Source organism: Novosphingobium album (ex Hu et al. 2023) (assembly GCF_022832385.1).
GTDB classification, from domain to species: Bacteria; Pseudomonadota; Alphaproteobacteria; order Sphingomonadales; family Sphingomonadaceae; genus Novosphingobium; species Novosphingobium album.
Window position 1 is genome coordinate 44,293 of sequence record NZ_JALHLE010000001.1, and the last position, 21,385, is coordinate 65,677.

24 protein-coding genes and 1 tRNA gene are annotated in these 21,385 nt (G+C 62.9%); 12 read left to right on the forward strand and 13 right to left on the reverse strand.

The genetic code is table 11. The features are described from left to right. Nucleotide 1 precedes the first annotated feature (1 nt). The 3 genes from MTR64_RS00240 (at nt 2) to MTR64_RS00250 (ending at nt 2,410) form a co-directional block, all read left to right on the forward strand. The gene (locus MTR64_RS00240; RefSeq protein WP_243989666.1) at nt 2-226 is read left to right on the forward strand and encodes a hypothetical protein; all 225 of its coding nucleotides are present in this window, start codon (nt 2-4) and stop codon (nt 224-226) included. A gap of 70 nt (nt 227-296) precedes the next feature. Then, nucleotides 297-1,517 carry a ribonuclease D gene (gene rnd, locus MTR64_RS00245; RefSeq protein ID WP_243989667.1) on the forward strand — a complete coding sequence of 407 codons (1,221 nt, stop codon included), beginning with the start codon at nt 297-299 and terminating at the stop codon, nt 1,515-1,517. Then, complete coding sequence (locus MTR64_RS00250) at nt 1,514-2,410, forward strand: hydrogen peroxide-inducible genes activator (protein ID WP_243989668.1); 897 nt, start codon at nt 1,514-1,516, stop codon at nt 2,408-2,410. The genes rnd and MTR64_RS00250 overlap by 4 nt, the downstream gene beginning before the upstream one ends. A 13-nt stretch (nt 2,411-2,423) precedes the next feature. Here the strand turns inward: MTR64_RS00250 and pgsA are convergent, their stop codons facing one another. Continuing rightward, a complete protein-coding gene (gene pgsA / locus MTR64_RS00255; protein ID WP_243989669.1) occupies nt 2,424-3,017 on the reverse strand; it encodes a CDP-diacylglycerol--glycerol-3-phosphate 3-phosphatidyltransferase in 594 nt (197 codons plus the stop codon). 122 nt (nt 3,018-3,139) lie between these two features. On the opposite strand from pgsA, the gene MTR64_RS00260 reads away from it, so the two are divergent. Next, nucleotides 3,140-4,453: an MFS transporter gene (locus tag MTR64_RS00260; RefSeq protein ID WP_243989670.1), complete on the forward strand. Its 1,314-nt coding sequence runs from the start codon at nt 3,140-3,142 to the stop codon at nt 4,451-4,453. Between the two features lie 7 nt (nt 4,454-4,460). Here the strand turns inward: MTR64_RS00260 and MTR64_RS00265 are convergent, their stop codons facing one another. Together MTR64_RS00265 and MTR64_RS00270 are read right to left on the reverse strand one after the other, a co-directional pair. Next, nucleotides 4,461-4,688: a hypothetical protein gene (locus MTR64_RS00265; protein ID WP_243989671.1), complete on the reverse strand. Its 228-nt coding sequence runs from the start codon at nt 4,686-4,688 to the stop codon at nt 4,461-4,463. Between the two features lie 256 nt (nt 4,689-4,944). Next, on the reverse strand, nt 4,945-5,358 hold the full coding sequence (locus tag MTR64_RS00270) for an EVE domain-containing protein (protein ID WP_243989672.1): 414 nt from the start codon (nt 5,356-5,358) through the stop codon (nt 4,945-4,947). Nucleotides 5,359-5,422: 64 nt separating this feature from the next. Between MTR64_RS00270 and MTR64_RS00275 the strand changes: the two genes are divergently transcribed. From MTR64_RS00275 to MTR64_RS00300, 6 genes are all read left to right on the forward strand, one after another. Continuing rightward, entirely contained in the window at nt 5,423-6,358 is a 936-nt protein-coding gene (locus MTR64_RS00275) for an isopenicillin N synthase family dioxygenase (RefSeq protein ID WP_243989673.1), read from the forward strand. Between the two features lie 122 nt (nt 6,359-6,480). Next, entirely contained in the window at nt 6,481-8,199 is a 1,719-nt protein-coding gene (locus tag MTR64_RS00280) for a putative bifunctional diguanylate cyclase/phosphodiesterase (RefSeq protein WP_243989674.1), read from the forward strand. Between the two features lie 53 nt (nt 8,200-8,252). Next, a complete protein-coding gene (dapF, locus tag MTR64_RS00285) occupies nt 8,253-9,095 on the forward strand; it encodes a diaminopimelate epimerase (protein WP_243989675.1) in 843 nt (280 codons plus the stop codon). Then, nucleotides 9,092-10,270: a MiaB/RimO family radical SAM methylthiotransferase gene (locus tag MTR64_RS00290; RefSeq protein WP_243989677.1), complete on the forward strand. Its 1,179-nt coding sequence runs from the start codon at nt 9,092-9,094 to the stop codon at nt 10,268-10,270. The genes dapF and MTR64_RS00290 overlap by 4 nt, the downstream gene beginning before the upstream one ends. Then, nucleotides 10,267-11,217 carry a signal recognition particle-docking protein FtsY gene (gene ftsY / locus MTR64_RS00295; RefSeq protein ID WP_243989679.1) on the forward strand — a complete coding sequence of 317 codons (951 nt, stop codon included), beginning with the start codon at nt 10,267-10,269 and terminating at the stop codon, nt 11,215-11,217. Before MTR64_RS00290 ends, ftsY begins: the two co-directional genes overlap by 4 nt. Continuing rightward, complete coding sequence (locus MTR64_RS00300) at nt 11,217-11,864, forward strand: inner membrane-spanning protein YciB (RefSeq protein WP_243989681.1); 648 nt, start codon at nt 11,217-11,219, stop codon at nt 11,862-11,864. The genes ftsY and MTR64_RS00300 overlap by 1 nt, the downstream gene beginning before the upstream one ends. A gap of 27 nt (nt 11,865-11,891) precedes the next feature. Here the strand turns inward: MTR64_RS00300 and MTR64_RS00305 are convergent, their stop codons facing one another. Then, nucleotides 11,892-12,713: an alpha/beta fold hydrolase gene (locus MTR64_RS00305; protein WP_243989683.1), complete on the reverse strand. Its 822-nt coding sequence runs from the start codon at nt 12,711-12,713 to the stop codon at nt 11,892-11,894. Nucleotides 12,714-12,941: 228 nt separating this feature from the next. Here MTR64_RS00305 and MTR64_RS00310 point away from each other — a divergent pair, with 228 nt between their 5' ends. Further along, complete coding sequence (locus MTR64_RS00310) at nt 12,942-13,298, forward strand: nuclear transport factor 2 family protein (protein ID WP_268740663.1); 357 nt, start codon at nt 12,942-12,944, stop codon at nt 13,296-13,298. Nucleotides 13,299-13,317: 19 nt separating this feature from the next. On the opposite strand, the gene MTR64_RS00315 is transcribed toward MTR64_RS00310, so the two are convergent. The 9 genes from MTR64_RS00315 to MTR64_RS00355 form a co-directional block, all read right to left on the reverse strand. Further along, nucleotides 13,318-15,282 carry a potassium transporter Kup gene (locus tag MTR64_RS00315; RefSeq protein ID WP_243989687.1) on the reverse strand — a complete coding sequence of 655 codons (1,965 nt, stop codon included), beginning with the start codon at nt 15,280-15,282 and terminating at the stop codon, nt 13,318-13,320. A gap of 132 nt (nt 15,283-15,414) precedes the next feature. Continuing rightward, complete coding sequence (locus tag MTR64_RS00320; protein ID WP_243989689.1) at nt 15,415-16,077, reverse strand: tetratricopeptide repeat protein; 663 nt, start codon at nt 16,075-16,077, stop codon at nt 15,415-15,417. Next, nucleotides 16,074-16,508: a cytochrome c-type biogenesis protein gene (locus MTR64_RS00325; RefSeq protein ID WP_243989691.1), complete on the reverse strand. Its 435-nt coding sequence runs from the start codon at nt 16,506-16,508 to the stop codon at nt 16,074-16,076. The genes MTR64_RS00320 and MTR64_RS00325 overlap by 4 nt, the downstream gene beginning before the upstream one ends. Continuing rightward, nucleotides 16,508-17,062 (reverse strand): DsbE family thiol:disulfide interchange protein, encoded by a 555-nt coding sequence (locus MTR64_RS00330; RefSeq protein WP_243989692.1) that lies wholly within the window; start codon nt 17,060-17,062, stop codon nt 16,508-16,510. The genes MTR64_RS00325 and MTR64_RS00330 overlap by 1 nt, the downstream gene beginning before the upstream one ends. Then, nucleotides 17,059-19,023 carry a heme lyase CcmF/NrfE family subunit gene (locus tag MTR64_RS00335; RefSeq protein ID WP_243989693.1) on the reverse strand — a complete coding sequence of 655 codons (1,965 nt, stop codon included), beginning with the start codon at nt 19,021-19,023 and terminating at the stop codon, nt 17,059-17,061. The genes MTR64_RS00330 and MTR64_RS00335 overlap by 4 nt, the downstream gene beginning before the upstream one ends. Continuing rightward, nucleotides 19,020-19,472: a cytochrome c maturation protein CcmE gene (ccmE, locus tag MTR64_RS00340; protein ID WP_243989694.1), complete on the reverse strand. Its 453-nt coding sequence runs from the start codon at nt 19,470-19,472 to the stop codon at nt 19,020-19,022. The genes MTR64_RS00335 and ccmE overlap by 4 nt, the downstream gene beginning before the upstream one ends. Nucleotides 19,473-19,474: 2 nt before the next feature. Next, nucleotides 19,475-19,615 carry a hypothetical protein gene (locus MTR64_RS00345; RefSeq protein WP_243989695.1) on the reverse strand — a complete coding sequence of 47 codons (141 nt, stop codon included), beginning with the start codon at nt 19,613-19,615 and terminating at the stop codon, nt 19,475-19,477. Between the two features lies 1 nt (nt 19,616). Then, entirely contained in the window at nt 19,617-20,348 is a 732-nt protein-coding gene (gene ccmC / locus MTR64_RS00350) for a heme ABC transporter permease CcmC (RefSeq protein ID WP_243989696.1), read from the reverse strand. 128 nt (nt 20,349-20,476) lie between these two features. After that, nucleotides 20,477-20,553, reverse strand: a tRNA-His gene (locus MTR64_RS00355). Between the two features lie 178 nt (nt 20,554-20,731). Here MTR64_RS00355 and MTR64_RS00360 point away from each other — a divergent pair. Beyond that, a complete protein-coding gene (locus MTR64_RS00360; RefSeq protein ID WP_243989697.1) occupies nt 20,732-21,370 on the forward strand; it encodes a prolyl hydroxylase family protein in 639 nt (212 codons plus the stop codon). Nucleotides 21,371-21,385 lie beyond the last annotated feature (15 nt).

Consider the following 21,385-nt stretch of genomic DNA (forward strand, 5'->3'; position numbering starts at 1 on the left):
AATGTCGGCGGATTTCACGCACGGCGAGGACGAATACCTCCTTGAAACCGCATCAATGGTGGGCAGCGACATGCCCGATCAGGACGTCCGGGACGAACAGCTTGCGGCTGCCGATCACACCACCGGAAGGCAGCTGCGCCACCGGCTCGTCACTCCGGAAAGTATCGCGCAGCTGGAAGCGAACGAAAAACCCAGCCTGCTCCAGCGGCTGCTGCGGCGCAAATGACATTCAAACCCGCATAAACATTAATGCGGGCGTTGATCCCCTCTCCCGTTAGGCGTAACGCCCCTCTTCAATGAAAATTCACCCTCTGATCACCAGTTCCCAGGATCTCGCCGACCTTTGCGCACGTCTCGCGAAGGCAGACTTCGTTGCTGTCGACACGGAGTTCATGCGCGAAAATACCTATTGGCCTGAACTCTGCCTCGTCCAGATCGCCGACACCAACGAGGCAGCCGCAATCGATCCGCTCGCAGACGGCATCGACCTTACCCCGCTCTACGACCTGTTGGTCAACAATGAGGAGGTGCTCAAGGTCTTCCACGCGGGCGGTCAGGACGTGGAAATCATCTTCAACGCCACCGGACGCACGCCACACCCGATCTTCGACACGCAGATCGCGATGATGGCGATCAGCCAGTCCGAACAGATCGGTTATTCGAATCTGGTCGAATCCTGGCTTAACCTCACTATCGACAAGGGCGCACGTTTCACCGACTGGTCGCGCCGCCCGCTCACCGAGCGGCAGATCGACTATGCCATCGGTGATGTCACCCATCTCTCCAAGATCTTCCCAAAGATCCTCAAACGGTTGATGAAGACCGGACGCGGCTCCTGGCTCAACGAGGAAATGGAAAAGCTCGCCGATCCGGAAAACTACCGGAACGATCCCACCGAAGCGTGGAAGCGGATCAAGGCGCCCGGCCGCAATCCGCAGATGCTGGGCCGCCTCAAGGCGATCGCAGAATGGCGCGAGATGGAAGCCCAGGGCAAGAACATCCCGCGCGGCCGCATCGCTCGTGACGAGACACTGGCCGACCTTGCCGGGCATCCGCCCAAGCAGCAGGCCGATCTCGCCAAGGTGCGCGGCCTCTCGCAAGGCTGGAAAGACAACGAGATCGGCAAGCGGCTGATGGCGACGATCGCCGGTTCACAGCCGCTGTCCGACGACGAACTCCCGCCGCGCACGCCGCGGGGCGCGCCACTGGGCAAGGAAGGTGCGCTGGTCGCCGATCTGCTCAAGCTGCTTCTCAAGATCCGCTCGCGCGAGATCGACGTGGCCGCCCGCCTGCTCAGCCGCAGCGACGAACTGGAGATGCTGGCCGCCGGCGTGCGCAAGAATTTGCCGATTCTGCAGGGCTGGCGCCATGACGTCTTCGGACAGGATGCGCTTGACCTCGTCGAGGGCAAACTCGCTTTCGCTGTGGAGAACGGCAAGCTGAAGATGACCCACGTCGACGATGCCGAACCGACTACTCCCGCAACCGAAACTTCCGAAGACCAAACCCCTTCATGACGGTCTACCAGCCCACGCTCAAACAGCTGCAATACCTTGTCGCGCTGCATGAGCATGAGCATTTCGGCCGCGCGGCAGAAGCCTGCTTCGTCTCGCAGTCGACGCTTTCGGCAGGCCTGCGCGATCTGGAAACGCTGCTGGGCGTAACGCTGGTCGAGCGTACCAAGCGCGCGGTGCGCTTCACGCCGCTCGGCAATGCCGTTGTCGCCAAGGCGCACCGCATCCTGCGCGAAACCGAAGAACTGTCCGAACTCGTCCAGTCGAGCGGCAAGCCGCTCTCGGGCGAAGTGCGCATGAGCGTGATCCCGACGATCGCGCCTTTCCTGCTGCCGCGCATGCTGCCGCGCCTGCGCCGCGAGCGGCCGAACCTGAAGCTGTTCCTGCGCGAGGAGCCGAGCCAGCAGGCGATCGAATCGCTCCATCACGGCCGTGCCGACTGCGTGCTGCTGGCGCTGCCCTATGCCACCGGCGAAGTGGAGAAGGAAACCATCGAACTGGACGCCTTCTTCGTCGCCTTCCCGCATGACGACCCGCGCAATCCGCCCGAGGAAGTCCTGCCGGAAATCATCGACGAGAACCGGCTGCTGCTGCTCGAAGACGGGCATTGCCTCAAGGACCACGCCCTTGCCGCCTGCAACAGGCCTGAACTGCGTGCCAGCGCGACGATGATCGGCACCAGCCTGCACACGCTGGTGCAAATGGTAGACAACGGCCTCGGCCTGACCATGCTGCCGGAAATGGCGCTCGATGCCGGCATCCTCAACGGCACCAATGTCGTGGCGCGCCCCCTGCTCTCGCCCAACGCCAACCGCGAGATCGCCCTTGTCTGGCGCAAGAACTCGCCGCGCTCGGATGAATTCCGAATGCTGGCGGATGAACTAAGGGCGGGATAACTCCCTTGCCGTCTCAATCCATATGCTTGAGACCGACGCGCAGGTAGTCCCAGCCGGTCACCACGGTCAGGACCGCCGCGCCCCACAGCGTCGTCAGTCCCACCGTGTGCGGCACGTTCATTTCAAAGCCCGCGAGCGTGATGTTCCACCACGGCATCGCCCCGCCCAGGATAAGGGCTCCGAGGCAGATCAGCTGGAACGTGGTCTTCCACTTGGCCAGTTTGCTGACCGGCACAGAAACCTGCAATCCGCCGAGAAACTCCCGCAGGCCCGAAACGGCAATTTCGCGAATAAGGATAACGAGGCCCGCAATCACGTGCATGTCCCCGACATAGGGGCCGGTGAGGATACCCTGTGCAGTGAGCACTAGGATCACCGCTGCCACCATGATCTTGTCCGCGATCGGATCGAGGAAGATGCCGAGTTTCGAGACCGTGCCGCTCGACCGGGCAAGGTAGCCGTCGAAATAGTCGGTGATCCCCATCAGGCAATAGAGGCCAAACGCGAGACCGTATCCGAATTCCCATTTCGGCCACCACAGCAGGAATGCCAGCAGCGGCAAGGTGAGGATTCGTGAAAGGGTGAGGATATTCGGCAGGGTCAGCATGTCTCCCTGCCCATAGCCCCGAAGGCATGACAGAATAAAGTGCCGATCAGGGGTTGTGCCTCCGGCACACCGCATTAAACGTCCGCCCAACAAAAAACGGCAGGCCGGTACCACGATCCGACATGACCACGACGACCCAACTCATCCGGGCGCGACGCTTTCTCCCTCTGTTCGTCACCCAGCTGCTCGGCGCGTTCAACGACAATCTGTTCAAGAACGCCATGATCCTCTTCGTCGTGTACGAAGTCTATCACTCCGAAGCGCAGGAGGCGCGCTTCAGCGCGCTGGCTTCCGCGATCTTCATCATTCCGTTCTTCCTGCTTTCGGCTCTGTCCGGACAGCTCGCGGACATGCGCGACAAGGCGCGCCTCATCCGGATCATCAAGGCTTGCGAGATCGGAATCATGCTGGTGGGCGGCTCAGGCCTGATACTGGCATGGCAGGGTATCGCACTGCACGCAGTGGCCATTCCGCTGATGCTGTTGGCGCTCTTCGCGATGGGCATCCATTCCACCTTCTTTGGTCCGATCAAGTACGCGATCCTGCCCCAGCACCTCAAAAAGGACGAAGTCCTTGGCGGTACTGGGCTGGTAGAGGCCGGCACTTATCTGGCCGTTCTCGCAGGCACGATCGTGGCTGGCTGGATCAGTGTGGAAATGGCCGCAATCGCCGTCGTGGCGGTTGCCGGCCTGGGCTTCGTGGCCGGCAGCAAGGTTCCCCCCGCACCACCGCTGTGCACGCCCGAACCGCTCGACTTCCACGTCGTGCGCTCCTCGATCACGCTTGTGCGCACGACGATGCGCGATCGCCGCGTCTATCTCGCGATCTGCGCGATCAGCTTCTTCTGGGCGATAGGCACCGTGCTGTTCGTCCAGTTCCCGCCGCTGGCGAAGAACATCCTGATGGCCAGCAAGCAGGTCGCCAGCCTGTTTCTCGTGATCTTCTCGGTCGGCGTCGCGATCGGCGCCATGGTCATCAACGCCATGCTCAAAGGCACCGTATCCGCGCGCTGGTCGCCGATCTCGGTAATCGGCATGGGCGTGTTCCTGATCGCATTCCAGCGGGTCTGCGCGCTCTGGCCTCCGCATAGCGGCCCGGAAGAGCTGATGGATGTGGCCGTTTTCGTCGTCCAGCCGCTGGCCGTTCCGCTGCTGCTGACGCTACTGGGCATTGCCGTGTGCGGCGGCATGTTCGTCGTGCCGCTCTACGCGTTCCTCACCACATTCGTGGATAAGTCGCAGACGGCGCGCACCGTGGCTGCGAACAACATTGTCAACTCGGGCGCCATGGTGCTGGGTGCGGTCGTGACGGAAATGATGACGCTGCTGGGTGTGCCGGTAGTTCAGCAGTTGCTGGTTGTGGCCGCCAGTTGCGCCGCTTCCGCGTGGCTGGGCTACATGCTGTTCCGGGCGGAGCGTGAAGGAGCGCCTGCCTGACTGCACGTCAGGCGATAAAGATCGCCACCGCAACGAAGCTCGCGCAATACGCGGTGATGAAGCTGCGCCAGTCGCCGCCGCTCATCCGCCAGCGATGCGCCGCCTGCGCATTTTCCTCCGCTTCGACGTCCCCCCCCAAGGGCTCGGTAAAAACATGCGGCGGCAGCGAGCGGCGGAACGGGTGCCCGGCCGACTCCTGCGTGAGAACGAGTGCGCGACGTGTCAGTTTTCCCATGACGCGCATCTTAAGTTTTTGTTTACGATTGCGCAAAGCCGGTCGTGACCAGCATCCCAAATCGGGACGAGTGCCACGCGAAACCAGGTACTTCCCGCCTGTGAGACAAAGACTTGCAGGAAATGGGTCACCACCCGGCAGCCCTTTTCCCCGATGCATTCGCCGTCAACCGCACAGCTCGCGCTAAGGGATCAGGTTCGATCCACGAATGAGCCCTTCAGCTAAGCCCAGCCCTGTGACGCACCGTTGGAGCGGCTCACCCTTCCGATACAGAAAGAATGTGCGCCCACTCCTCGGGGGTGATTACGGCAACGGAAAGACGCGACAGCTTGACCAGTTCGATGTCGGGCAGCGACGGATCGGCCTTGATCTGCTTGAGCGTGACCGGATTTGCCAGCTTGCGCACCGGCCTCACCTTGACCGCAGCCCACTTGCCTTCAGGATCGGTCGGATCCGTCAGGCCGGCCTGGCTGATCGTGGCGATGCCGACAATCTCCTTGCCGATGTTCGAATGGTAGAAGAACGCCTCGTCCCCCACCTGCATCGTGCGCAGGTTCTTGGCGGCGCGGTGATTGCGCACGCCGTCCCAGGTGCCTTCGCCCTCGGCCACGAGGTCGTCCCAGCTGTAGGCGTCCGGTTCCGATTTCATCAGCCAGTAGCGCTTGGACATGCATTGCCTTTCCATTTGGACTATCGGTGGCCGCATAACGATTCACCACGGAATACACTACCCCATGGACCTAGCAGCAATTCCCGTGCTGAGCCTTGATGCCAACAAGGACGAACTGCCCGCACTGATCGGCAGCAGCTTCCGCACGTTCGGTTTCGCGATGATCCGCGACCACGGCATCGATCAGGACCTGATCGACCGCGCCTGGGCGCTGACCAGGCAGTTCTTCGCGATGCCGGTCGAAACCAAGATGAAATACTTCAACCCCGGCCAGGGCGGCGCGCGCGGCTATACGCCGTTCCGTACCGAAGTCGCCAAGGGCGCAACCGAGAAGGATCTCAAGGAATTCTGGCACGTCGGCCGCGATTTGCCCCCCGGCTCACCGCTCGCAGCGACGATGCCCCCGAATGTGTGGCCTAAGGAGATCGAGGGCTTTCGCGAGACTTTCAGCGAGCTCTACGCGCAGTTTGACGAGGTTGGCGCAAAGATCCTTTCTGCGATCGCGATTGATCTCGGTCTTGATGCCCACTGGTTCGATCCAGCCATCGAGGATGGTAACTCGGTGATGCGCCTGCTGCACTATCCTCCCGTCGGCGAAGGGGCCGGCGGTGCGATCCGCGCAGGCGCACACGAAGACATCAATCTCATAACCCTGTTGCTCGGTGCCGAGGAAGCGGGGCTCGAACTGCTCGGGAAGGACGGCACATGGCTTTCGATCGCCCCGCCCGAAGGCGCCATGGTCATCAACATCGGCGACATGCTGCAGCGCCTGACAAACCACTTGCTGCCTTCCACCACGCACCGGGTCCGTAACCCTTCGGGTGACCGCGCGGCACATAGCCGCTATTCGATGCCGTTCTTCCTGCATCTGCGCAGCGATTTCCGCTTCGTGACGCTGCCCGAATGCATCAGCGCGGACAATCCCGACCGCTATCCGGTATCGATCACTGCCGATGATTATCTGCAGGAACGGCTGCGCGAGATCGGTCTGAAGGCCTGACTCCATGCCACGCGCGGAATGTGTCTCGCGGACACATTCCGCCTAGGGTTCTCTACTTAACGGAAATTTCAGAGTAACGTCCTAGCATCGCCCCCCTAGAGGAATTCCTAGGGAGCTTGCGGGTGAAGGCACCATTTGCCGGGAATGTCGCAGCCGCGGATGAAGAAGGCGAGAACCGACGGCAGATCGACGTCGTCGCGCTGGGCATTGTCACCGCCGCAATCCTGCTGTTCGTAGCAACCGGCAGCCAGGTGGGCCCGCGTGTGGTCAATTCGCTGCTGCATCGAAGCGCCGGGCCCGACAACCTTATCCTCAACGCCTTTCTGCTCAACATCGCCATCATCATCTTCGGCTGGAGCCGCTACCGCCAGCTCTGTGAAGAGATCCAGCTGCGCAAGGCCGCGGAAAAGCAGGCGCGCCAGATGGCCGAAACCGACCCGCTGACCGGTTTTCTCAACCGCCGCAGCTTCAACGGGGGCGTCGATCGCCTGATCGGGAAGGCAGAGGCTCAGCGACAGATTGTCGTCCTGATGATGGTCGATCTCGACAACTTCAAGCAGGTCAACGACTTCAACGGTCACAATGCCGGCGACCAGCTGCTGCGCGAATGCGCGCGCCGGATTGCTTCGGCCCTCCCGAAACAGGCCCTTCTGGGCCGCATCGGCGGCGATGAATTTGCAGCAGCCTTTGCGTTCGACAAGAACCGCAACGACACAATCGAACAGATCGCCTCCGGGCTTATCGAAACGATCGGGCAAAGTGCCCAGATCAATGCCATCAGCATCGAGATCACAGCCTCGATGGGCATGGCTCGCTCCGACGCTGCGGGCGTGGATGGCAAGCGTCCTGATGCCCATGCCCTGCTGGAAATGGCGGACATCGCGATGTACCATGCAAAGCGTCAGGGCCGGAACGGCTACTTCTGGTTCGAAGGCATGATGGCGGATGAGATGCGGTTCCGTACGGAACTGGAGCAAGGTATCCGCCAGGGCATCGCAAAAGGCGAATTCGTACCTTTTTACGAGCAGCAGATCGACCTGCAGACTGGTAAACTGACCGGCTTCGAAATGCTGGCGCGCTGGAATTCGCCGCAGTACGGGATCGTTTCACCCGAGGTCTTCATTCCCGTCGCGGAAGAGATCGGCGCTATCAGCGATTTGTCCGAAAGCGTGATCCGTCAGGCGTTGGAAGACGCCAAGACCTGGGATGCGCGCCTAACGCTGGCCGTCAACGTCTCACCGCTGCAGCTGCGCGATCCATGGTTCGCCCAAAAGCTGCTGCGCCTGCTGGTGGATGCAAACTTCCCGCCGCACCGCCTTGAGATCGAAATCACCGAAAGCTGTCTGCACCAGAACATCGCCCAGGCCCGCTCGCTGATCACCAGCCTCAAGAATCAGGGCATCAAGATCAGCCTCGACGACTTCGGCACCGGCTACAGCTCGCTGGCACAGCTGCGCAGCCTGCCATTCGATCGCATCAAGATCGATCGCAGCTTTGTGACCAGCCTGCTGGAAGACAAGGACAATGCCGCGATCGTCCATGCTATCGCGATGCTTGGCAAAGGACTGCGCCTGCCCGTCACGGTCGAGGGAATCGAGAACGGGGAGGTTCTCGACCATCTGCTGCAATACGGGTCGATCAAGGGGCAGGGCTATTTCTACGGTCGCCCCCGCCCGGCCAGCGAACTGGCCGAATGGCTGAACGATCCGCGGCACGCCGGGTTGGCCATTTCATCCACGGAAACGCATCCTGTCCTTCTGCGCGCCGGATCGGACGAGGTTGTGCCCGCGAGCACGGCCGAACCAGCCGAATTTCTCGAAAAACACGCCCACCACGCCTGAAGCTGCGGCATCGGCTCTGGACCTGCCGCACGCGAGCACCTAGATCGCGCGGCATGCGGATCGACTTCACCAAGATGCATGGACTCGGCAACGACTTCGTCGTGCTCGACGCGCGCAATCCGGCGCTGGCGCAAGCCCTGCCTGCCATGGATGCCGCCTTTGCCGCCGCGCTGGCCGACCGTCACACCGGCATCGGCTGCGATCAGCTGATCCTGCTGGAACCGTCCCGGGCTGGCGATTTCCGCATGCGCATCTTCAATGCGGACGGCAGCGAAGTGGAAGCCTGCGGCAATGCCACCCGCGCGGTGGGGCTGCTCCACGGTGCGCCTGCGCGAATCGAAACGCTGGGCGGGCTGCTTTGCGCCACTCCGACCAATGCCGGCATATCCGTCGAGATGGGCCAGCCCCGGTTCGACTGGGACGCGATCCCGCTCGCCTATGCGATGGACACGCACACCATGCCGCTGGCCTGGGAGGACCTGACCAACCCGATCGCGGTCAATGTTGGCAATCCCCACGCGATCTTCTTCGTGGCCGATCCCTATGCGGTCGACATGGCCCGCCTTGGCCCACTGATCGAGACCGATCCGGTCTTTCCCGAACGCGTCAATGTGAACGTCGCCGCCATCACCGCGCGCGATGCTATCACTCTGCGGGTATGGGAACGCGGCGCCGGGCTGACCCGCGCCTGCGGCACCGGTGCCTGCGCCACGGCTGTCGGCGCAATGAAGCGTGGGCTGGTCGAACGCGCGGTGACGGTTTCGCTTCCCGGCGGCGAACTTGCCATCGAATGGCGCGAGGATGGCGAGATCGTCATGACCGGGCCGGCCACCGAAAGCTTTCGCGGCAGCTTCGATCCTGTCGATTACGGCATTCCTGCCGGGAGCCCGGATTGACCGTCGAAGTTCATTCGCTGGGTTGCCGCCTCAATCTGTCCGAGAGTGAGGATCTGCGCGCCCTGCTGGGCGCAGCTGATGACCTTGTCATCATCAATTCCTGCGCTGTCACCAGCGAAGCGGTGCGCCAGACCCGCCAGACCATCCGCCGCGCCCGCAAGGCCCGGCCCGATGCTCGCCTGATCGTCACCGGCTGCGCCGCCGAAGTCGAGCGCGGCATGCTCGGCGCCATGCCCGAAGTCGATGGGCTCGTGCCCAATACCGCCAAGCTCGATCCGCGATCGTGGAACGTGCCTGCTATCGGCGCGCCGCGCGAACGGCGGGCCTATACGCGCGGTTTCGTGCAAGTGCAGAACGGCTGCGACCATGCCTGCACCTTCTGCGTGATCCCGCAAGGGCGTGGCCCCAGCCGCTCGCGCAGCCTGCCCGATGTCTTGCAGGACGTTGCCGTTCATCTCGACGCGGGCGCGAACGAGATCGTGCTGACCGGCGTCGATCTCACCTCCTGGGGTAGCGACCTTCCCGGCAGCCCGGGACTGGGTATTTTGTGCGAGGCTATCCTGGCGCGCTTCCCGTCCCTGCCCCGTCTGCGCCTTTCCTCGATCGATGGCGCCGAAGTGGACGGAACGCTGTTTGACCTGCTTGCCGGTGAAACCCGCGTGATGCCGCATGTCCACCTGTCACTGCAGCACGGACACAACCTGATCCTAAAGCGCATGAAACGCCGTCACACCCGCGCCGATGCCATATCGCTCGTTGAACGGTTGCGTGCGCGCAGGCCGAACATCGCCATCGGAGCCGATCTGATGCCCGGCTTTCCGACCGAAGACGAAGGGGCTCACGCCGCGAACCTCTCGATCATCGAAGAGCTGGAAATCGTGCATGGCCACGTTTTCCCGTTCTCGCCCCGTCCCGGTACGCCCGCCGCACGCATGCCACAGGTCGATCCTGCCTTGATCAAGGCCCGCGCAGCCGAACTGCGGGAAAAGGCCGCCAGCGTGCGGGCCCGCTGGCTTGCCGCGCAACAGGACAAGCCGCTATGGGTGCTTGCCGAAAAGGGTGGAACCGGCCATGCGGAAAACTTCGCGCCGGTACGTTTGCCCCAGGGCACTAGGCCCGGTGCACTGATCCGCGTTACGCCCACCAGGGTAGTCGAAGGAATACTGGAAGCATGAGTGACGAAGGTGCGGCAACCGGCGCGGCGACCGACGCCTGGTCGGATCGCCTCTTCGGAGGCTTTCGCAAGACGTCGGAACGCCTGACCGGCAATCTCGCCGGTATCGTTGGCAAGACCCGCCTCGATGACGCACAGCTCGACGATATCGAGGACGCGCTGATCATGTCTGACCTCGGCCCCCGCGCCGCGGCTCGCATCCGTGAGCGCCTCGCCGAGGAACGATTCGAGCGCGATGCGGACGAGCGCGCGATCATGGAAGTGGTCGCCCGCGAGATCGCCGAAATCCTGCGCCCGGTCGCCAAGCCGCTCGACGTGGTCGCCTTCCCGCGTCCCCAGGTAATCCTCGTGATCGGCGTCAACGGCTCGGGCAAGACCACAACGATCGCCAAGCTGGCGCACTTGTTCCAGGAGCAGGACTATTCGGTGATGCTGGCGGCAGGTGACACCTTCCGCGCCGCAGCGATCGGTCAGCTCGCGGTATGGGCTGATCGGCTGGGCATTCCCATCGTCAAGGGCCCCGAGGGTGGCGATCCTGCCTCGGTGGTGTTCGACGCTGTGAAGGCCGCGACCGATCAGGGCATCGACGCGCTGATCGTCGATACGGCGGGACGCCTGCAGAACAAACGCGAGCTGATGGACGAGCTGGCCAAGATCCGCCGCGTACTCGGCCGCCTCAATCCCGAGGCACCGCACGACGTGGTGCTGGTGCTTGATGCCACCAACGGGCAGAACGCCCTGTCCCAGATCGAGATCTTCAAGGAAGTGGCAGGCGTGTCCGGCCTGATCATGACCAAGCTGGATGGCACCGCGCGCGGCGGCGTGCTCGTTGCCGCGGCCGAACAGTACGGCCTGCCCATCCATGCCATCGGCGTCGGCGAGAAGATCGACGACCTGCGGCCCTTCAACCCGGACCTTCTGGCCCGCGTCATTGCGGGAATTGCGTGATGAACCAGACCAATACCGAAAAACCCAAAAGTTCCTGGATCAACCTGGTGGTCGATTTCGGCCCTCTGCTGGTCTTCTTCCTGGCCTACAAGCACTATGCCCCGACCGGTGATGGCGATTCGCTGGGAACCGTAGCCGCGGTCATCAAGGGCACCATCGCCTTCATGGTGGCAACGGTCGTTGCGCTCGGAGTGTCCAAGTGGCGACTGGGCCATATCTCGCCAATGCTGTGGCTGACGACTGTGCTGATCATCGGATTCGGCATGCTGACTGTAGTGTTCCACAACGATTTCTGGATCCGCATCAAGCCTACTGCAGTCTACCTGATGTTCGCCGGAGTGCTGTTCTTCGGCCTTTGGCGCGGCAAGCCGATGCTGAAATACCTCCTCCAGTCCGCTTTTGAAGGGCTCAACGAGGAAGGCTGGATGAAGCTCTCGCGCAACTGGGCGTGGTTCTTCCTGCTGCTCGCCGTTCTCAACACCGTGCTGGTCTATACCGTAAGCTTCGAGACCTGGCTGCAGGCCAAGCTCTGGGGCTTCACGGTGCTCTCGTTCGTCTTCACCTTCTCGCAGCTGCCGATGGTGCTGAAGCACGGCATGGGCGAGGCGGCGAAGGAAGAAGTGATCGAGAACCCGCCGCACGACTGACGGCGCGCTTCACCGCCACGGCGCTAGTCAGGCCTCCAACCGTCCCCGGAAATCGAGCATAGCCCGCACCATCACGTCCGCTGCGACGTCCATGCCGACAGGCGTTTCAACGTCAAGATCCACCAGAATGGCATCAGGACGCAGCCTTGCCGCTTCGCGCGTATTCCTGTCGAGCATTTCACCGGCGTTGGTCATCAAGAGCATTGGTTGCGTGACAGCCTGCAGGGCAGGCACCAGATCGTGGCGCAGGGCGGCATTGTGGCCATGCCACCAGAGCGGCCCGGCCATGAGCGCCGCGAGCACCATGCGCTGGGCAGTTACTGGCGAGAAATAGCCCTCAAGACGGCGGAAGTGATCTGACAGGTTCGTGCCGCCCGGGACCGGACGGTGCACGGCACCCGCCATCTCGTTCGGGACGATCGCATTCCAGAGCTGGTCCCGTTCCTCCTCGGTCAGCACTGGCACGCCGTAAAGCATCAGGCTGCGTATCCGGGCTGCATGACGCACGGCGGCCTCCACCCCGATCTGAACACCGGTGTGATAGCCTCCGATGTCCGCCTGAGAGACGCCGGCATGATCCAATACGGCCGGAACCGCGTCGATGTAGTCAGCTAGCGCCGGTTCCGCAGGAAACGGATCAGACATTCCCATGCCGGGGTTGTCCATCGCCAGGACCCTTACCCCCGCCGCCTGCAACAGTGGGACATGCGCGAACCAGTCGTTCGAACTGCCGGGCGACTGGTGCAGGAGCAGCAACGGAATGCCGTCTCCACCACCGTCGTAATAGTGGATCTGGCCGTGCGCCCAAGTCGCATAGGCCCGGCGGAGAGAGGGTGAAGTAGGATGCATGCCCTTGCCTGGATGAACTCTCGCCCTCACAATGCAAAGCTAATGCGCCCACTGTCCGACAAGCGGAAATCGCAATGGTCGATCGCTGCCTGCCTGCCTTTCCAGATGTTCAAATTGGCGGCTTGTTCCAACCTCTGGCGTTGTCGCCGGCACAAATCGAGTGTCACGATCATCTCGAAACAGGTCAGAGGTGACTGTCATTCACGATATCATTGAACTGGCGGAGGACTGGCTGAACCACATGCCCCAAGGCGACTTCGCGGTGAAGTCGCTCCTGACTTTGTGCTGCGCCTGCCGTTCATGCCACCGGGATTACCCAATGAGTTCGCCGGCAAGGAAGCGGCGCAATCTGCCCTGAACGCCTCGGCTGCCGGGCGAGCCCCGCTGGTGTTTCACGACAAGGTGATCCTGCGCACGGAAGACCCGGAACTGATCGTGGTGACAGCGCGGGCGGAAACCACAATGGCGGACGGCACGCCCTACCGGAACAGCTACGTGATCTTTGTGCGTATCCGCGACGGCGTGGTGATCGAACACACGGAGTATCTCAACCCACTGGCCGTGATGGCCGCAACCGGGCTCTGACAGCCACCGAAGGCCTCCGTCAGATCTCCAGCTGGCTGCCCAGCTCCACCACGCGATTTGTCGGCAGACGGAAGAATTCCATCGCACTTGCCGCATTGCGCATCATCCACGCGAACAACTTTTCGCGCCAGATCGCCATGCCGGGCTTCTCTGACGGTAGCAGGGTCTGGCGCGAGAGGAAGAAGCTGGTCTTCATCATCTCGAACGGTCCGCCGCACATCGGGGCGTGCGCCAGGGCATGGGGCACATCGGTTTCTTCCATGAAGCCATAGCGCAGCGTCATGCGGTAGAAGCCCTGCCCCAGTTCGATCACTTCATAGCGGTCGGTCGGCTCGACATAGGGCACATCCTGCACTTCGATCGTCAGCACCACCACACGCTCATGCAGCACCTTGTTGTGCTTGATGTTGTGCAACAGCGCAGAAGGCACCCCGATGTTGCTTGAGGCCATGAAGATCGCCGTCCCCGGCACCCGCGCGGCGCTGCCATGCGCGCTCTTGGCGAACACGTTGAGCGGCAGAGCGGCCTCGGTCATGCGGTCCCGCATGAGCTTGCGCCCCTTGTTCCATGTCGTCAGCAGCGTGAAGGCTACGCCGCCGATCAGTAGCGGGAACCAGCCGCCGTCGGGAATCTTGGTGGCGTTGGCAGCGAAATACGTACCGTCGACGACAAAGGCCGCGACGATGACCGGGATCGCCAGCCACAGCTTCCAGCGCCACAGCACGATCAGCAACACCGCCATCAAACACGTGTCAATGAGCATCGCGCCGGTGACCGCAATACCATAGGCCGAGGCGAGGTTCGACGAGTTCTGGAACACGAAGACCAGCGTGATCACGCCCGTCATCAACGCCCAGTTGACGAAGGGAATGTAGATCTGCCCGACCTCATGCTCGCTGGTGTGGCGGGTCGACAGACGCGGGATGAAGCCCAGTTGCATCGCCTGATGCGTGATCGAGAAGGCGCCGGAAATCACCGCCTGGCTGGCAATGAACGTCGCGCAGGTCGCCAGGATCACCAGCGGAAGGCGCCAGTGGTCGGGTGCGAGGTTGAAGAACGGATTCTCCATCGCCTCGGCCGCAGACGCATCGTCCAGGCCGAGGATCATCGCGGCCTGGCCGAAATAGTTGATCAGCAGGCACGGCATCACGAAACCGAACCACGAAAGCCGCATCGGACCGCGTCCGAAGTGCCCCATGTCCGAATAGAGCGCCTCCGCGCCGGTGACGGCCAGCACGACCGACCCGAGCGCGAGGAAGCCCAGCACCTTGTCTGTCATGAAGAACTGGATCGCATACCAGGGGTTCAACGCCACCAGCACATGCGGCAACTGCACCAGGTGGTAGACGCCAAGCAGGGCCAGCGTCGAGAAATAGAGCACCATGACCGGCGCGAAGAGCGCGCCGACCTTGGCGGTACCGCTCTTCTGCAGCAGAAACAGGCCAATCAGCAGGATCAGCGCGATCGGCAGCACGAAGGGCTGCAGGTTCGACTGGACGACGGTGAGACCTTCCACCGCCGAAAGCACCGAAACCGCGGGGGTAATCATCGAGTCGCCATAGAACAGGGCAGTCGCGAAGACACCCAGCATGACGATCAGGCCACCGTAACTGGATTTCTTGATCGATCCCGAGATCAGGGCAACCAAGGCGAGGCTGCCGCCCTGCCCCTTGTTGTCCGCACGCATCAGCACGCTGACGTACTGGATCGAAACGACCATCGTCATCGACCAGAAGATCAGGCTGACAACGCCGAGGATGTGCAGTTCGTCGATGGCCAGCGGATGCGGGCCGACGAATGTTTCGCGGAACGCATAGATCGGGCTGGTACCGATGTCGCCAAAGACGACGCCAACTGCACCCAATGCCAGTTTGGCGACATTGCCCGAGCCATGCCCATGGCCACCGTGTGCCGGAGTAGCCGCAGCTGTCGCAGGATCGATCAGCGACGGCCCCGCAGGCCTATCCGATGTTGCATCACTCATTCGTGCGCCCCGTCATGGACTCGCAATGCACCCCCTGAGGGTGCGGCAAGGGAGTGGCCGTTAGCAGTATGCGAAGAACCAAGCAACGATAGTAAGCGCGGGTCCTGACACCCGGTTCATGATTGGGACAACTCAGGGCTGTTGCGGCACGGACCGGGGTCCGCCCCCCGCCTGACCGTTCATCATGGTGTCGAGTTTCTGCAACTGCAGCGCCAGCGGCGCCCGCCAGGGCGCATCCTGCGGCGCACGGGCCAGCAGGTCCGTCCAGAGCGCCTGCGCATCGGCAACCCGGCCGTTCTGCAGCAGGGCGAGCCCCAGAAAGAACGGCGGCCCCGGTTCGTCAGGAGCGGTCCTGGCGGCCTTGCGGTAGGCATAGAGCGAGGCAGGCGTCAGCACGCCGTCCGAATGGGCCATCAGGGCATTGGCCATGGCCAGCCAGGCTTCGGAATTGTTCGGGTGGGCTTCCACCTCACCGCGCAGGATCTGGGCAGCATCGGCATAATGGCCGTTACGGGCAAGCCCGTCGGCGAACACGACCCACTTGTTGTTGGGCGGGATCCCCTTGTTCGTGACTTTCAGCCGCGCCTCGACAAGTGCGGCGGCATCACCCGAAACCGGCTCGGAGGCCTCTTTCGGTGCGCTGGCCTGTCCCGGGGTTCCCTGCAGAACATAACCGGCAACACCAAGCAGCAGGGCGGCAGCGACGGCTTCCCAGGTGCCCCGCGGCGCCTTGAGCACGAACACAATCAGCCCGAAGGCCAGCAATGCCAGGCTGGCCACGAAAACCCAGATCATGCGCCCCCTCCCTGTTCCGGATTTCCACCGAATCGCCGGCGCAACAACAGAAAGGCCAGCAACAGCAGAGCAACAGGAACGGCGAACAGCGGCCAGGTCAGGCCGGTAATGCGCGGTGCGTAGCTGACATAGTCGCCATAGCGCTCGATCAGCCAGCTGCGGATCGCTTCGGGATCCTCGCCAGCTTCGATTCGTTCGCGCACGAGACTGCGCATCGAACCGGCGATCGGCGCGTCCGAATCAGCGATCGACTGGCCCTGGCACTGCAGGCAGCGCAGCGATTCCATCAGCGCCTGTGCCTTTTCCTCCTTCGCCGGATCGTCGAGCTGGCGGTAGGCGTAAGGCGCGGTGGATTGCTCCTCCTGCGCCAGCAGCGGCGCAGCGGCAGCCACACCAAGAACCATCAGGAAAGCAGCCAGCAGCCGGGCCATCACTCGGACGCCTCCTGCAACTTGTTCATGATCAGCCCCAGCTGTTCAGGGCGGATCTCGCCAATATGCTGATAGACGATCTTGCCCTTGCCATCGATCACGTAGGTTTCGGGCACGCCGGACGAGCCCAGCGCGAGCTGCACCTGCCCGTCGTCGTCGGCACCGATTCGCTGATAAGGATCGCCATTTTCCTCAAGGAATCCCTGCAAGGCTTCGGTCGTATCGCGCACCGAGATCCCCTCGATGGGAACGCCAGCCTTCGCCAGCGCCTCAAGCTGCGGCGCCTCGACCCGGCAAGGCACGCACCAGCTGGCGAAGATGTTCACGAGATGCGGCTTGCCGTTCGTGAGCAACTTGCTGTCCAGCCCCGGACGGCCCGGCAAGGCGGGTGGCAGGCTGAACTGCGGCATCGGCTTGCCAACCAGCTGGCTGGCGACATTCCGGTCAGCCGGACGGAACAGCCCGAACATCACCAGCACCACGAAGCCCAGGAACAGCACCAGCGGCAGCCAGATCACCCAGCGCCGTGGCTTTGCGGCGTTTGTCTCCGTCATGGCCGCTTCCTCAATTGCGCCTTGCGCTCGTGACGATAGGCGATCTTGTCCTTCGCGATGAGGCGGCGCACGTCGGTCTTCACACGCCCCAGCAACGCCAGCACACCGCCAAGGGCGATCAGCAAGCCGCCGATCCAGATCAGCGGCACGAACGGCTTCCACCACAGCCGAAGCTGCCAGCGCCCATCTTCGCCTTCGCCGCCCAGCACGGTGTAGAGCTGGCCGTTCCATCGCGTGAGCAGCGCCGATTCGCTGGTCTGCTGCGGCGGAGCCCAGAAGTTGCGCGACTGCGGCGCCATCCGGGTTACCGCCCCATCAGCGCCGTAGCGCACGAGCAGGCGGGCTTCGAGTGCCGTCCAGTTGGGACCAGCAACCGGTTCGATGGAATCGAGCTTGACCCCCCAGGGACCGACCGTCGTGACATCCCCCACCTTCACTGCCACCAGCTTCTCGACATTGAAGGCACTCTCGCAGCTCATGCCGAACAGCGAGACGGCAATACCGAAATGGGCAATCACCATGCCCCATACAGGCAACGGCGTCCGGCGCAGGTTGCGCTCGCGCAGGGGCAGAACGCTGGCCCATGCCAGCCCTGCTGCCAGTGCCATGCCGAGAAACGGCAGCAGCGCGACGCCGCCAATCGCCACCAGGGCGATTCCCGCTGCAACTGCAAGAATCGCCGGAATCACAAGAGCCCTACCGATGCGCTGGAAGCGGTCACGCCGCCAGCGCAGCAGTGGGCCGATGGCAAGCACCACCAGCATCGGCACTGCAAACAGCGCGCTCATCGGGTTGAAGTAGGGCGGGCCTACCGAGACCTTGGCGCCCATCGTCTCGGCCAGAAGCGGATAGAGCGTGCCGAACAGCACGATGCCCAGGATCGCCGAGAGCATGACGTTGTTGAACACCAGCGCTCCCTCGCGGCTGACAAGGGCGAAGCGCTCCCCTTCGGTCACCGTAGAGGCGCGCAAAGCGAAAAGCGTCAGCGCGCCGCCAATGTTGATCGCCAGCAGCCCGAGGATGAACGTGCCGCGCTCGGGATCGACAGCAAAGGCATGAACACTCGTCAGAATGCCCGAACGCACAAGGAAAGTGCCGATCATCGACATCGAAAACGCGACCACGCCCAGCATGACCGTCCAGGCCCTGAGCGCATTGCGCGATGCGAGAACACTGGCCGAATGGAGCAAGGCCGTTGCCGCCAGCCAGGGCATCAGCGAAGCATTCTCGACCGGGTCCCAGAACCACCAGCCGCCCCAGCCCAGTTCATAATAGGCCCAATAGGAACCGGCGGTGATGCCGATGGTCAGGAAGATCCAGGCCCCCAGCACCCAGGGGCGCATGGCGCGGGCGAAGGCGGGACCGACTTCGCGCGTCACCAGCGCGCCAATGGCAAAGCTGAACGCGATCGAGAGGCCGACATAGCCAAGGTAAAGCGTGGGCGGATGGAACGCGAGGCCAAGATCCTGCAGCAGCGGGTTGAGCCCGTTGCCCTCGACAGGCACAGGTGAGAGCCGATCGAACGGGTTCGAGGCGATCAGGAGGAAGGCGTAGAAGCCGAGGCTGACAAAGGCCTGCCCGGCCAGCGTTGCCAGCATGGTCGGTTCCGGCAGCCGCTTTTCGACAAGCGCGACGAAGCCGCCAGCCATGCCCATGACCGTGACCCACAGCAGCATCGAGCCTTCATGGTTGCCCCAGGCGCCTGCGATCTTGAAGATCAGCGGCTTCATCGAATGCGAATTGAGCGCGACCAGCTTCACCGACAGATCGGTGACGGCAAAGACATAGATCAGGCAGAGGAATGCTGTCAGCGCCAGCAGCCCCTGTACAACCGCAACCGGCCGAACCACAGCGCCCAGCGACGAGCCGCGCGCTGTCAGGCCCATCGCACCTGCAACAAGCTGCAAAGCCGCCAGCGCAGCGGCCATCCAGAGAGCGGCGAGACCGAGTTCGGCAATCATTTCGTCTCGGCCACCACATTCTTGGCCTGCTCGGCCGTCATGCTCTGCATTTCGCGCGGCACATAGTTCTCGTCATGCTTGGCGAGCAGGTTGTCTGCCACGAATGTGCCGTCGGCCCCCATCTTGCCCTCGGCCACTACGCCCGACCCTTCGACGAAGAGCGAGGGGACGATGCCCTTGAAGACGACAGGCACGCGCGCTTTGCCGTCCTGCACCACGAAGGCGATGGTCACGCCATCAGACTCGGTCTTGATCGAGCCTTTCTCGACCATGCCGCCGAGGCGCACGGCGCGATCCGGTTCGGGCGGATTGGCCACGATCTCGCTGGGGACGTAGAAATAGCTCGCCTGATTGCGCAAGGCCCATGCCGCCAGCAGCGCGGCCCCAATGAGTACCACCAGCGCAATCACGAGCAGCACGAGTCGCTGATGCTTTGCCTTGATTGCCATCGTCAGCGCTTTCTCGCCTCGTCACGGCGCTTCTCGGCGCGCTTCATGGACAACAGCGACCACGCGATCATCATCGCAGTCGCCCCCACGCCGATGGCATAGGACGCCACCACGAAAGTCCAGGGATCGATCGCCTCGCGCATATCAGAATTCCGCTTCGCTCAGAGCCTTGCGGCGCAGCCGTGCCTCGGCCTGCTGATCCGCCAGAATGGCACGCATCCGCGCCAGCACTACACCTGCAAAGATCAGCGTGAAGCCCAACATGGCCAGCAGCAGCGGCACAAGGAAATCACCCGACATCGCCGAATTGCCCATCGTAATGCTGGGCGGCTGGTGAAGGCTGTTCCACCAGGTCACCGAATAGTGGATGATAGGGATGTTCACCGCGCCGACCAGCCCGAAGATCGCCGGAGCCTTGTTGTGCCCAACGTCCGATGCCTCGCTCGCCTGCGACAGCGCCATCCAGCCGAAATAGAGGAACAGCAGCACCAGCATGCTGGTCAGCCGCCCGTCCCACACCCACCAGGTGCCCCATGCCGGACGGCCCCAGAGTGATCCGGTCATCAGGCAGACGGCGGTGAACAGCGCACCGGGCACCGCGCAGGCGCGCGCGGCGATCCCGGCAAGCGGGTGGCGCCAGACCAGTTCGGCGAAACTGGCCGCCGCAATCCCCATCCACCCGGCCATGCCCAGCCAGGCGGACGGCACATGCAGATAGACGATGCGGACCGTTTCGCCCTGCAGGCGTTCCGCAGGCGCTTCGAACAGCCCCCAGCCAAGCGCCCCCGTGGCCACGGCGATGCCTGTGACCATGCAGAGCGGCATCAGCCAACGGGCGATGCGGAGAAAACGGGCCGGGTTCGCAAATCCGTGCATGACAGGCGCGCTTCTAAAGTCCCTTGCTAGCGGAGCAAGTGCTTCGACAGCAAAGGAAGCGGCTTGTCACCTGCAAATTGCGCCCTTCGCGCCTTGCGCCACCAGGCAGGGCACGGATTGGAAAAGAATGGGGCGATCGATGGGGTTCGAACCCACGACCTCCGGTACCACAAACCGGCGCTCTAACCAGCTGAGCTACGATCGCCACACTGCGCATCGGCCTGTCATGCCAGATGCGAAAACACCCGCAAGGCCGCGCTGCGCAGCGACCGGTGCGGGAGCGCGCCTTTGCACAAGGCAGCGCCTCTTGCAAAGCAAAAAATCGGATCATCCGCGATCTCGCGCAATTTTCCCGCAAAGGCACCGGGTCTATGAGATCCGGTATGACTGAATCAGGCGAATCATCGAACGCCCACCTGCTGGCACGTACAGGCGTCCAGCGCTTTCCTTCATCACGGCTCGATCTGTTCGTCGTGCGGGACTTTCTTTCGCGCACGGAATGCGACACGCTTGTCAGGCTGATCGAGGCACAGCACCGCCCCTCGACAGTCGCTGACAGCAATGGCGACGATGCATTCCGCACCAGCTCAACCTGCGACCTGCCGCCGGAAACGCCCGCCGTGGCCGCGCTCGCGCTGAAACTCTCGCAATTGTCAGGCATAGACCTGCCCCATGCCGAGCCGCTGCAGGGCCAGCGCTACGAAGTGGGACAGGAGTTCAAGGCCCACACCGACTATTTCGAACCGGGCAGCGGGGACTACGATACCTATTGCTCGGAATCGGGACAGCGCACCTGGACCTTCATGATCTACCTGAACGACGTGGAAGCAGGCGGCGCCACGCGGTTCAAGGTGATCAACAAGACCATCCAGCCCGAATGCGGCAAGCTGGTTGCCTGGAACAACCGCCGTCCGGACGGCAGCCCCAATGCCGCAACGCTGCATCACGCGATGAAAGTGCGGGCGGGCCGCAAGTACGTCATCACACAATGGTATCGCGAACGGCCCTGGGACTGGGGCTGAGCCCACCGCCCGGCA

Coding starts and splice junctions, on each gene's coding strand:
- MTR64_RS00240 (WP_243989666.1), top strand. CDS start 2: ATGTCGGCGGATTTCACGCACGGCGAGGACGAATACCTCCTTGAAACC.
- rnd (WP_243989667.1), top strand. CDS start 297: ATGAAAATTCACCCTCTGATCACCAGTTCCCAGGATCTCGCCGACCTT.
- MTR64_RS00250 (WP_243989668.1), top strand. CDS start 1,514: ATGACGGTCTACCAGCCCACGCTCAAACAGCTGCAATACCTTGTCGCG.
- pgsA (WP_243989669.1), bottom strand. CDS start 3,017: ATGCTGACCCTGCCGAATATCCTCACCCTTTCACGAATCCTCACCTTG.
- MTR64_RS00260 (WP_243989670.1), top strand. CDS start 3,140: ATGACCACGACGACCCAACTCATCCGGGCGCGACGCTTTCTCCCTCTG.
- MTR64_RS00265 (WP_243989671.1), bottom strand. CDS start 4,688: ATGGGAAAACTGACACGTCGCGCACTCGTTCTCACGCAGGAGTCGGCC.
- MTR64_RS00270 (WP_243989672.1), bottom strand. CDS start 5,358: ATGTCCAAGCGCTACTGGCTGATGAAATCGGAACCGGACGCCTACAGC.
- MTR64_RS00275 (WP_243989673.1), top strand. CDS start 5,423: ATGGACCTAGCAGCAATTCCCGTGCTGAGCCTTGATGCCAACAAGGAC.
- dapF (WP_243989675.1), top strand. CDS start 8,253: ATGCGGATCGACTTCACCAAGATGCATGGACTCGGCAACGACTTCGTC.
- ftsY (WP_243989679.1), top strand. CDS start 10,267: ATGAGTGACGAAGGTGCGGCAACCGGCGCGGCGACCGACGCCTGGTCG.
- MTR64_RS00300 (WP_243989681.1), top strand. CDS start 11,217: ATGAACCAGACCAATACCGAAAAACCCAAAAGTTCCTGGATCAACCTG.
- MTR64_RS00305 (WP_243989683.1), bottom strand. CDS start 12,713: ATGCATCCTACTTCACCCTCTCTCCGCCGGGCCTATGCGACTTGGGCG.
- MTR64_RS00315 (WP_243989687.1), bottom strand. CDS start 15,282: ATGAGTGATGCAACATCGGATAGGCCTGCGGGGCCGTCGCTGATCGAT.
- MTR64_RS00320 (WP_243989689.1), bottom strand. CDS start 16,077: ATGATCTGGGTTTTCGTGGCCAGCCTGGCATTGCTGGCCTTCGGGCTG.
- MTR64_RS00325 (WP_243989691.1), bottom strand. CDS start 16,508: ATGGCCCGGCTGCTGGCTGCTTTCCTGATGGTTCTTGGTGTGGCTGCC.
- MTR64_RS00330 (WP_243989692.1), bottom strand. CDS start 17,062: ATGACGGAGACAAACGCCGCAAAGCCACGGCGCTGGGTGATCTGGCTG.
- MTR64_RS00335 (WP_243989693.1), bottom strand. CDS start 19,023: ATGATTGCCGAACTCGGTCTCGCCGCTCTCTGGATGGCCGCTGCGCTG.
- ccmE (WP_243989694.1), bottom strand. CDS start 19,472: ATGGCAATCAAGGCAAAGCATCAGCGACTCGTGCTGCTCGTGATTGCG.
- MTR64_RS00345 (WP_243989695.1), bottom strand. CDS start 19,615: ATGCGCGAGGCGATCGATCCCTGGACTTTCGTGGTGGCGTCCTATGCC.
- ccmC (WP_243989696.1), bottom strand. CDS start 20,348: ATGCACGGATTTGCGAACCCGGCCCGTTTTCTCCGCATCGCCCGTTGG.
- MTR64_RS00360 (WP_243989697.1), top strand. CDS start 20,732: ATGACTGAATCAGGCGAATCATCGAACGCCCACCTGCTGGCACGTACA.